We start from the raw sequence: 9,788 nt of genomic DNA, 5'->3' as shown, positions 1-9,788 counted from the left end.
ATGATTGTCCTTTTCTTGCCATAAAAAAATCCCCTCCAGATAAAACAGTATTGAGTCCATCATATCAGATGGACTCTTTTTTACTGTCTACCTATAGGGGATAATACCATTTTCTACAGCAGACTGTACTTTTTTTATCATTTCACATAACATTCCCTAATTTTTTTGACTAGCTGCTCTCCAATCACGAAAAGATGTTGGGCGTCCAGAAAAAGCTCTTTGCTTTGTAACAGATGGTTTTTCTTCAGGAGTCATTGTTTTTTCTTTAAGAGTCGCTGTTTTTTCTTTAAGCGTCACTGATTTTTCTTCAAGAATAGTCACAGTTGTTTGCATTTTCTCTAACTGTTCTTTCAACAATTGTTGTTCAATCTTTAAATCCGTAAGTAAACGTAAAATCATCTCAGAATTAGCCATAAGATCCTCCTTCCCCCAATACACAGAATAAAATACAATATGTAGAAGACAAAATTCCGGTGACAAAAATAAGATCGTCAACTCTTTTTAACTTCCAAAATCCTTTTATTTTTTTAAGGACCTGCTCCATTCACCCTTAAAAACATAAATTAAATTAAATCCATTAATAAATGGTCTTTATGGAAGGAGGAGTTAATATGGGCTATGGAGGTAGTTGTGGTGGAGGCTGTGGTTTCGGCGGCGGATTTGCCTTACTTGTTGTGCTCTTCATCTTATTAATCATCGTTGGCGCTAGCTGTTGGGGCGGCGGATTCGGCTGCTAAGGAGAGGCACTCTTGAGAGTGGCTTTTTTTTGATATGTGACTCATATACATATTGCTCATAATTTCCGTTCTGGGGATAGTATAATATTGACTGAGCATGTCAGCATCCCCCTAATTAATAGTTGGTTCAAATCGATATAATTCTTTTAAATATAGGTTAACACTATATTTCTCAATGAATAAAACAACTTAACATGGTAAAATAATAGTTGGATGGGAGTCCAATATATTATTAAAATTAAGATGGTTCAAGTCGAAGGAAGGCACCTTAGGGTGTCTTTTCTTTATGAAAAATATCTAACTATCAACCTTTTCTTTATGACTTCTAACATCAACAAAGGGTGATACAAACTATTACATATGTTTGTACCACCCTTTATTGATGCGTTTAGACTTCACAGTTGTTGAAGTTTTAGACTTCTCCCTTAGTGTACCCATATTATTAGAACATCCTGTAATCTGTAGACAAAATGTAGCTAATAAAAACAATATTAATAATTTCTTCAATAAATCCTCCTACATGCATAAAACACCATATGTTACAAAACAAACATAACATCAACTCTTTATAAAAACAATATAATCCTCGGTCCTTAAACTATCTCTTAACATAGGAGTACCGCCACAAATCCATTTTTAAAATATCCCCTACTTAAGGAATTTGTAAGTATCAAGTAAGAAAAACGAGAGCTTTGCTTCGTATAATCAAAATATAAAGTGAAGGAAGAAAGATTATTTCTGGGATTAATATACATGTGACAAGAGAAGAAAGCTACGTTTTTTTAGAATAATAATATGAGTATGTCTAAGTTTTAGAGATTGCTTGCAAATATTTTGAAGTTTTCGCACCAGAATTCTAATTACCATACCTGTTTTTTACCATCACATATTGGAGGTTAAAACATGAATAAAAAAAAGAAAATACAAAGATCAATACTTACCTTTCCCCTACTCTTTTCTTTAGGCGTTTTATCTTTCACGCTTACCACAACTATTCACGCAGATACACACGAGGAACAATCTGCTGAAAAGAAACTAGTCTCTTTAACGGAGCTTACATCATTATTTTTTGAATATCTCCAGCAAGGTAAATATGCAGAGGCACTACAGTTGACGTCTACTGCTTTTCAATCCAAGTTTACAGCAACCACATTACAAAACTGGTGGACACAAAGTGGCTGGAGCGGGATAAAAAGCATGGGAACCCCTGTGATAAAAGAACGAAACTTGGTCCATCAGACGGTAGAAATTCCAGCAGCTACCGAAGGAACTACCATACCACTACTCCTTAAATTCACACCTGGCGGGAAAGTAGATGAAATTGGAGAAAGGCCACCCGAGGAATCTTTTACCATCCCCCATCCTAGCTATGATCAACCTAACTCCTATCAAGAACGTGAAATCGTCATTGGAAATTCTACCTATCCGTTACCAGCGACATTAACAGTTCCGAAACATAAGCGTGGTGAAAAGCTGCCCTTAGTTGTTCTTGTTCATGGTGCTGGCATCCATGATCGCGATAGCACATATATGGGAACAAAAATCTTACGAGACATTGCGGTGGGACTTTCATCCAACGGAATTGCAGTGTTGCGCTATGAAAAACGCACCTTAGAACATGCATTAAAGATGAGTGCAGAACCCATTACGTTAGACCGTGATACTACAGATGATGCCATATATGCAGCAAAATCAGCAGCGCAGCAGGAAGGCATTGATCCAAATAATATTTTCATTCTTGGACATAGCCTAGGAGCTGGCACAATGCCGCGTATACTGAGCAAAGCGCCTTCCTCACTTGTCCGAGGAAGCATCTTACTCGCACCACCTGCACGCCCTTTGACTGAAATTGCCATTGATCAGTATGAATACCTTGGGGCGTCAAAGGAAGAAATCGATGAACTAAAAAGACAAGCTGCTTTTATTCAGGATCCTACTTTCAATCCTGACCATCCTCCAGCTGGCTACAATTTTGGGTCACCTCATTTTATGTATGATGTTTCTAGGTGGCGTCCAGTTGAAGAGGCAAAATCACGAAAAGAGCCTTTACTCATTCTGCAAGGAGCACGCGATTATCAAGTAACAGTAAAAAACGAATATACAAAATGGCAGAAAGGACTTTCAAACCGCGGGAATGTTCAGTTCAAAAAATATCCGAAATTGAATCATTTCTTCACGGAGGGTGACGGGGAATTAAGTCTTCCTAGTGAATACGAAATCCCTGCTAACGTTCCCGAATACGTCATCCAGGACATTATTACATGGGTTAACGAGACAAAAAAATAAGAAAACATCAAAAGCCTTCATGCAATCATTATTGCGTGAAGGCTTTTTGAAACTAGTGATTTAGAGATAGCTATTATAATGGATCAAAACGAAAATTATATTTTTCTACGTACTAAATAAAACGCTAAGGAACCCATAATAACAGGTGCAACGAAGTCAAAGAAATATGAAAAAGAAAAATTAAAAAGAAAAAGAAATGGTATAAGTGTATAGATAACTGCTAGTCCTATAAATAAAGGAATTCCAAATTGAAACTCTCGACATCGTTTAATTTTCCTATATAAGACTTCCCCAAGTAAACAAGCTATAAGAGCTGGTATACTACCATAAGTGACGATAGTTTTTATGAATCCCTGTAAAACGTCCGGGTGAATAAAGCTAGGATTAAAAATATATGAAATTAAGAACCATCCAAAAATAAAAGCAAATAGACTTGCAGCATAACTAACTACAAATTTTATTAAAGTAAGCAACGTAATCATCCCCATAATTCCCTAATATTATCTTCATTTTATCATTTTCTCTTAAAAAGATTCCAAAAGGGTATACTTGCCCTTCAGCTTTCTTTTTTAACGCTTGTTCAAGACGTATTTTTTGATGTTATTTTGTATAAAAAACTTTTGGGAGCAACCTGTTCTGTTAGGTTGATAGCGATGGGGTGCCGCCAGCATTCCGAAAAAATCACGCTAAGTCAAAAACCATAATAAGCTGTCCGTATGAGCAGCTTATTTACATAAAAAAAGACACTCTAAGGTGCCTTTCTCCGACTCGATAACCACTTTAATTTTACTAATGTGTATTGGACTTTCCATCCTCATCAATGAATGGAAAGTAGAGATGCTTCAATTATGTACCGATCTGGAGCGTCTCCTATATAGTCAAAAGGATAACAAGTTGTTAATGTTAATGTCGGCTCACTTTTTTCTACAATAACCGTTCGATCTTCTGAATCTGTTATCCAATGCTTGTTAATTTCATATGTATATGTTTTATTTTCATATTCCACGATAAGTTGGTCATTTTCCTTTAATTGACCAAGCTCGGTAAAAACTGTATCTCTATGTCCACTTAAAACTGTATGGCCATTTCCAGATGGTGTAGTAGTTAAGTCACTAACAAACATACCTACACCCTTTTTTAGTACTTTATCATCAGCTCCCCAATATATAGAGTATTTCTTTTGTATTTTAGGGATAATTAAATATGCTACTTTATCTCCTAACTGATGGTTTACCTTTGAAGCAGGAATTTGTACAGGTTCTTCTTGTAATGAAGTGTCAGTCTCTATCTCTGTCTCTGTTTGATTGATGTTTTGCTTTTCATTTTCTTTAGAAGGTGTGGAGGTCTCATATTGTTTAGCCTCGTTAGTTGTCAACGACTCTGCTGATTGTCTAGCACTATACCATTCTAGAAAATAATAGGAAAAGATAGTAAGTCCAATAACAGTTAAACATAAGCCTATCCATTGTTTTTTATTCACTCTTATCACTCCATTTGAAAACGACAGGATTTCTCCTGCCGTTTTAAGGAACTATTTTATGCGTTTGTCTTTTTACGACGGAACATTAATACAGCTCCAGCTAATGCTAATCCTAAGCTTGCTAACATCATTGTAACACCGTTTGATGCTGTATTAGGTAATTTTTCACCTTGTTTTTTCGTTTCTTTTTTCACAACTGTATTAGTATTTTTCTTTGTTTCTTTTGCAGTTGTTTGAGGCTTAGTTTGTTCTTGTTTATTATTTGTTGTTTGGTTGTTTTGTTTTGAATTCTCTTGCTTAGTGTTTTCTTGTTTAACAGGTTCTTGTTTAGTGTTTTCCTGTTTAGTATTTTCTTGTTTAGGTTGTTCTTGAGGTTTAGTAGTTTCTTTATTTTCTGTTGTAGTATTTGTGCTCTTTGGATATTTATAATCTTCACATGGAATGCCGTCTTTATCATTATCTAAACGGTGCGGATCATTTCCAACACCATATCCATTTTGATCCCAGAATGCTTGAGCATCTTGTTGACTTTTAAAATGGCCACAGTTTTTTGTATCATTAGGACTCTTAGCTGCAAATGCAGAAGAACTGTACCCCACTGTTAATAGTGTTACCGCTGTTGCTGAAGCTAATAATTTTTTCATAAATTTCTTTATCCCCCTAAATGGTATGTATTTACATTGAAATATTTTACATTCAAAAAATTAAAAATACAATAATAATTTGTAGATAAATGTAAGATTTCTAGATAATAATACCAAACTATTAATTCGTATATTGTCATATTATGTCGAAAGAAAATAAAAAAAGAGCCAAGGCCCTCTTTAATAACCACTAATAACCATAATCACTATTCTCACAGTAATATGAATTTGATTTATCACAACAAATATATGTTGTTTGTTGGATAAATAATGGAATCCGTAAAGCGTTAGCTGTAGTAGCATTTGAGACAGTAATACTTTGAACATCCTCAAATAAGAAAGTTCTTGTATCTCTTGGTTTTAATGTAATTGTTACATTTATATATATCTAATGAGGAAAAAATATACCGTATACTATATACAGTTGGATATTATCAGGAATTATTTTGCACGAAAGAAAAGACACTCCATATGAGTGTCTTTTCCAATAGTTTTTAGCAGAAGCAAGAAGCTCCAACGATGATTAATAAAATGAATAACACGACTAATAAAGCAAAGCCTCCCGAGAAGCCACAACCGCCACAACTACCACCATAACCCATAATAGTTCCTCCTTTAGATAAGAGGGGAAAACTAAGGTTCACTCATGCATTTTAATGGATTCGTTTTATCTTATGTTTTTCCGCATTGATTGAGCAGGTCCTTTCGAAAACTATTCACATATTAACTATATTTTTAAAAATGAATAATTTAACTATACCAATAAATAGATTAATTAATATAATGTATTAATTCTAAAAGAAGGGAGGAATAGCCATGCAAGTAGTTTGTTTTAAAATAGTGAGTGGTCAGTATTTCTTGTTTGTAGAAGGTATTCAAATTCCTGTACCAATTCCAGCAGTTGCTGCAGCTTTATTAATTGGTTTAGGAGTAATTCCACTTTGTTCTTAATGTAAGGAATTCGGATCATTCCTATCTTTCCATTAGAAAAGCCTCAAGTATATGAATACTTGAGGCTTTCTTTATATTAAAGAAAAAACACCTTACAGCGCTTGAAGATCTCCTGATTTAACTAATGCAGCCGTTACATCATCACCGAAAGTATTGAGACAGAATACTTGCTCGTCTACCGTATCCATTACTGTAGCTTCACCTATCTTGCCACCTTGAAGTTTAATAAAATAGTTATGTTCTTCTAAAATTTTACTAAAATCTCTATTTGCCCATCTTTCAGTAATTGCTAATAGCTCTTCTTTGTTCTTGAAATTGTTTCCGTTTAGAATATTTCTTACTTTCTCTGCATTCTTTTTGGACATAGGGGTTGCTCCCTTTCCTTCACACGCTTTTACTTTTTGATGAGTCATGCTATGCATAGCTGAAATAACTTCTTCTTCAGTAGAAGTTACTGTAATGTGAAGTTGTGCATTTGAACCTTTCACTTCTGCTTCATTCGATAGTATGTCTTCTTTATTAACCTCTGCAAAAACATGGTCCTCACTCTTAAGCGGGACTTCAGCAAACTGTAACATTCCATAAGTCATACCAGTTGCAAGTACTACTCCCCCTATAATAGATGCTAGCCAATACGTTAGCTTCTTGTCCATCTTCATTTCCCCTGTCTTCGTTTAAATATCTTAACTAAAGAATACCATATTTAATTCCTTTTTATTGAAGAGTCTCTAATTTTTACTATAAAAAACGTGCAAATCGTTTAATGCAAATATAATAACTTCATAATCATGACTATGCCTATTCTCATAACAGAATCTATATACGATGTCACTAAATCATCTGGTGAAATATTAGCGGCAGAACTTATTATAAGAACACACTCTCTCATTATTGGACTTTTAGTTATTAGCACAGCTTTGCATCGTTATTCTCAAAAAGGATAAATATTGTACATACCAATTCTTATGTATGAAGCCAACCAAAACAAGTGTTACGAAAAAAATATGAAAAAGACATCTTTGCTAGGGAAAGATGTCTTTTTTATATAAACCTTAATGTTCGTTCTGTAAAACTCTCGCTTCCTTTACTCCTTCTTTCTCTTCTTTTAAGAATAACGATACGATAAATGCAACAATGATAAAGACTAACCCAAGTGCAAATGCACCTTGGAATCCTGAAGTTAAACCGTTTAACTTCTCTACCGGATCCAGTGGATTTGCGGAGCTTTCCATATACTTAGTTGTTCCTGAAGACATTTTCGAAATAAAGATAGCTGTACCAATTGCACCAGCTACTTGTTGCAACGTATTAAACAGTGCTGTTCCATGCGGATATAAATCTGGTGTTAATTGATTTAAACCGTATGTTTGTGCTGTCATGACAAACATAAGTCCAACCATTAATACGCTATGCATAATAATAATTTGTAACATTGATGTATCAGGAGTAATGCCTTTAAATAAGAACATTGCAATCCCTACTAACACAATGCCGGGAACGATAATAACTTTCGGACTAAATTTATCAAATAGTTTACCTGCAATTGGTCCCATTATAGCGCTAATAACACTTCCCGGAAGCATGATGATCCCTGACTTAAAAGCTGTAATGAGTAAAACTGTTTGCAGGAACATCGGTAATAAAGTCATCGTTGAAAATAACGACATCATCACAATGACAATTAATCCGACTGATAATGTAAACATCGGAACTTTAAATGCGCGTAATTCTAAAATTGGATTCTCAATTTTTAATTGTCGAACGACAAAAATACATAATGAGATAAGCCCAACAATTAAAGCACCATATACTTTCGCATCGGACCATCCTAAATCACCTGATGCACTAAAGCTATACACAAATCCGCCAAATCCTAATGTCGATAAAAGGATTGATGGGTAATCTACTTTTGGCCTTGTTAACTCTGAAACATTTTGAATGTACTTCATCCCAATCATAATGGAAATAATCACGATAGGAATAACAATATAGAATAACCAGCGCCAATTTAATGAATCCACAATTACTCCAGATAATGTAGGACCAATTGCCGGAGCTGCCATCATCACAAGTGCGATTAATCCCATTGTCGCACCACGTTTTTCAGGCGGACAAATAATTAAAATCGTATTCATTAATAACGGTGAAATTAACCCTGTCGCTATAGCTTGGACGATACGGCCGATTAATAAAACAGAAAATGTTCGTGCAAATCCCGCAATTAATGTACCAGCTAAAAACGTTACCATAGCGATCAAAAACATTTGTCTCGTTGTGAGCCATTGCTGAAGTAACGCTGTAATTGGGACTAAAACCCCAACCACCAACATGTAAGCTGTAGAAAGCCATTGAATCGTTGAAGCTGTTACGTCAAATTCTTTCATTAATACTGTTAACGCATTACCAAGTAATGTTTCATTTAATAATGCAACCATTGCTCCTAAAAGTAACGCAATTAAAATGGGGGTATGTTTCAAATTAGAAGTATCAACTTTGCCACTTGTAGGGCTCTTAGTTGTCATATTCATTTACAGATTCTCCTCCTATTTCTTACTTAAAAAACTTTAAATATACCTAAACACATGTAATATAATATACATATGTAGATTAAAAAGGGAGAATCAATTTTCAACCACTGTATATTTAATCTACAAAAAAGGAGAATTGTAGATGAATGATAACGAAAAACAACTTGATTTACGTATTAGACGTACACATAAATTACTGTGGGATTCCTTATTTGAATTAATGACGCAATCAAAACAGAAATATAGTACGATTACGATTAACCAAATATGTGACCGCGCTATGGTACACCGAACAACCTTTTATAAACACTTTGAAGATAAAGATGCTTTATTAACATTTGGATTTAAACGATACGGCAAGATGATTGCTGAAATACCGGTTTCAGATCGATTAAGTAAACCATTTCAAGTAATGGAACAATTCCTACATCATGAAGAACTCGGTAAAATATTAGAAACGCAAATGTCTGATGAACAATTTATTACCCGTACACATTATTTAAGTCACGAAACGAGAAAACAAGAAATAGAAGCATTAAATCAACTTTGCAAAAACCATACGATGCCAAATGATTTAATCATTGAGTTTTATTCAGGGGCAATCACCTCATTAAGCACATGGTGGTTTAAAAATAAAAAAAGCGTTTCTGCTGCTGAAATGGATAGGTACCTCCACCAACTCATTAATCGGGATATTTTTCAGTTTGAAAAGGAATAAGACTACACCTTTTCAATCATTCAATCAAATTGACCACAAAATAGGAATATGATATATTTTCCGTAGAATACTATATAAGTATGACATCAAATAAAATGGCATATAATAAAAAGAAGAGATGCGCTCACATCTCTTCCCTAACTGCTACCGCTTAGGGTGGTGGTTATTATAAGCTATTTCTTTTTGCGGAACCCACCCTTTTGCTTGTGACGGCGCGGAGTGGGTTTTTTGTTGTCCTTATCCAGAAGTTGCTTCCGCAAAAAATACGCTGAAACTTCGCGCACAGTCGCTTTGACAAACTCTTTTACAAGGTCAAACAAAAACTCCATATTGTCACCTCCTCGTATGATTAAGTTAGGTTTTTTAGGGACGGGATGTACCTATAAACCCAAGAGTATCTATTTTTATGAGATACTTAAATTTGTAGATAGAGTGTTGCCGACC

The 9,788-nt window shown here is 34.7% G+C and carries 14 protein-coding genes and 1 pseudogene; 5 read left to right on the top strand and 10 right to left on the bottom strand.

Annotated elements, in window-relative coordinates:
• Window positions 1–156: 156 nt before the first annotated feature.
• The gene (locus tag MR168_RS30545; RefSeq protein ID WP_140159232.1) at window positions 157–414 is read right to left on the bottom strand and encodes a hypothetical protein; all 258 of its coding nucleotides are present in this window, start codon (window positions 412–414) and stop codon (window positions 157–159) included.
• A 197-nt stretch (window positions 415–611) separates the two neighbouring features.
• On the opposite strand from MR168_RS30545, the gene MR168_RS30540 reads away from it, so the two are divergent.
• Complete coding sequence (locus MR168_RS30540; RefSeq protein ID WP_000540377.1) at window positions 612–737, top strand: YjcZ family sporulation protein; 126 nt, start codon at window positions 612–614, stop codon at window positions 735–737.
• A gap of 354 nt (window positions 738–1,091) precedes the next feature.
• On the opposite strand, the gene MR168_RS30535 is transcribed toward MR168_RS30540, so the two are convergent.
• Window positions 1,092–1,244, bottom strand: a complete 153-nt coding sequence (locus MR168_RS30535) for a hypothetical protein (protein ID WP_000734755.1) — start codon at window positions 1,242–1,244, stop codon at window positions 1,092–1,094.
• Between the two features lie 396 nt (window positions 1,245–1,640).
• Here MR168_RS30535 and MR168_RS30530 point away from each other — a divergent pair, with 396 nt between their 5' ends.
• Window positions 1,641–3,023, top strand: coding sequence for an alpha/beta hydrolase (locus MR168_RS30530; RefSeq protein WP_086412367.1), 1,383 nt, complete (start codon window positions 1,641–1,643; stop codon window positions 3,021–3,023).
• Window positions 3,024–3,118: 95 nt separating this feature from the next.
• Here the strand turns inward: MR168_RS30530 and MR168_RS30525 are convergent, their stop codons facing one another.
• The 5 genes and pseudogenes from MR168_RS30525 to MR168_RS30505 all read right to left on the bottom strand — a co-directional run bounded on the left by MR168_RS30525 (window position 3,119) and on the right by MR168_RS30505 (window position 5,749).
• The gene (locus tag MR168_RS30525; RefSeq protein ID WP_236093393.1) at window positions 3,119–3,511 is read right to left on the bottom strand and encodes a hypothetical protein; all 393 of its coding nucleotides are present in this window, start codon (window positions 3,509–3,511) and stop codon (window positions 3,119–3,121) included.
• Window positions 3,512–3,530: 19 nt separating this feature from the next.
• A pseudogene (locus MR168_RS30520) lies at window positions 3,531–3,653 on the bottom strand (GNAT family N-acetyltransferase); the annotation flags it as partial.
• Window positions 3,654–3,840: 187 nt separating this feature from the next.
• Entirely contained in the window at window positions 3,841–4,503 is a 663-nt protein-coding gene (locus MR168_RS30515) for a class D sortase (protein ID WP_006917978.1), read from the bottom strand.
• A gap of 56 nt (window positions 4,504–4,559) precedes the next feature.
• On the bottom strand, window positions 4,560–5,147 hold the full coding sequence (locus MR168_RS30510) for an excalibur calcium-binding domain-containing protein (RefSeq protein ID WP_000734535.1): 588 nt from the start codon (window positions 5,145–5,147) through the stop codon (window positions 4,560–4,562).
• 494 nt (window positions 5,148–5,641) lie between these two features.
• Window positions 5,642–5,749: a YjcZ family sporulation protein gene (locus MR168_RS30505; RefSeq protein WP_000540375.1), complete on the bottom strand. Its 108-nt coding sequence runs from the start codon at window positions 5,747–5,749 to the stop codon at window positions 5,642–5,644.
• A 214-nt stretch (window positions 5,750–5,963) separates the two neighbouring features.
• Between MR168_RS30505 and MR168_RS33505 the strand changes: the two genes are divergently transcribed.
• Window positions 5,964–6,098 (top strand): hypothetical protein, encoded by a 135-nt coding sequence (locus MR168_RS33505; RefSeq protein WP_001198456.1) that lies wholly within the window; start codon window positions 5,964–5,966, stop codon window positions 6,096–6,098.
• 92 nt (window positions 6,099–6,190) lie between these two features.
• Here MR168_RS33505 and MR168_RS30500 read toward each other — a convergent pair whose 3' ends face one another.
• Complete coding sequence (locus MR168_RS30500) at window positions 6,191–6,751, bottom strand: PRK06770 family protein (protein ID WP_048558532.1); 561 nt, start codon at window positions 6,749–6,751, stop codon at window positions 6,191–6,193.
• A 135-nt stretch (window positions 6,752–6,886) separates the two neighbouring features.
• Here MR168_RS30500 and MR168_RS30495 point away from each other — a divergent pair, with 135 nt between their 5' ends.
• Window positions 6,887–7,042, top strand: coding sequence for a hypothetical protein (locus MR168_RS30495; RefSeq protein ID WP_236093392.1), 156 nt, complete (start codon window positions 6,887–6,889; stop codon window positions 7,040–7,042).
• A 108-nt stretch (window positions 7,043–7,150) separates the two neighbouring features.
• On the opposite strand, the gene MR168_RS30490 is transcribed toward MR168_RS30495, so the two are convergent.
• The gene (locus MR168_RS30490) at window positions 7,151–8,626 is read right to left on the bottom strand and encodes an MDR family MFS transporter (RefSeq protein ID WP_086412365.1); all 1,476 of its coding nucleotides are present in this window, start codon (window positions 8,624–8,626) and stop codon (window positions 7,151–7,153) included.
• A gap of 142 nt (window positions 8,627–8,768) precedes the next feature.
• Between MR168_RS30490 and MR168_RS30485 the strand changes: the two genes are divergently transcribed.
• Window positions 8,769–9,344: a TetR/AcrR family transcriptional regulator gene (locus tag MR168_RS30485; RefSeq protein ID WP_086412364.1), complete on the top strand. Its 576-nt coding sequence runs from the start codon at window positions 8,769–8,771 to the stop codon at window positions 9,342–9,344.
• Between the two features lie 173 nt (window positions 9,345–9,517).
• Here the strand turns inward: MR168_RS30485 and MR168_RS30480 are convergent, their stop codons facing one another.
• The gene (locus MR168_RS30480) at window positions 9,518–9,673 is read right to left on the bottom strand and encodes a hypothetical protein (RefSeq protein WP_000394753.1); all 156 of its coding nucleotides are present in this window, start codon (window positions 9,671–9,673) and stop codon (window positions 9,518–9,520) included.
• Between the last annotated feature and the right edge of the window lie 115 nt (window positions 9,674–9,788).

It is taken from the genome of Bacillus cereus group sp. BfR-BA-01356, from assembly GCF_022663635.1.
Classification (GTDB): domain Bacteria; phylum Bacillota; class Bacilli; order Bacillales; family Bacillaceae_G; genus Bacillus_A; species Bacillus_A cereus.
The sequence above is the reverse complement of the archived record's forward strand: the minus strand, read 5'-3'. Positions and strand labels throughout refer to the sequence as shown.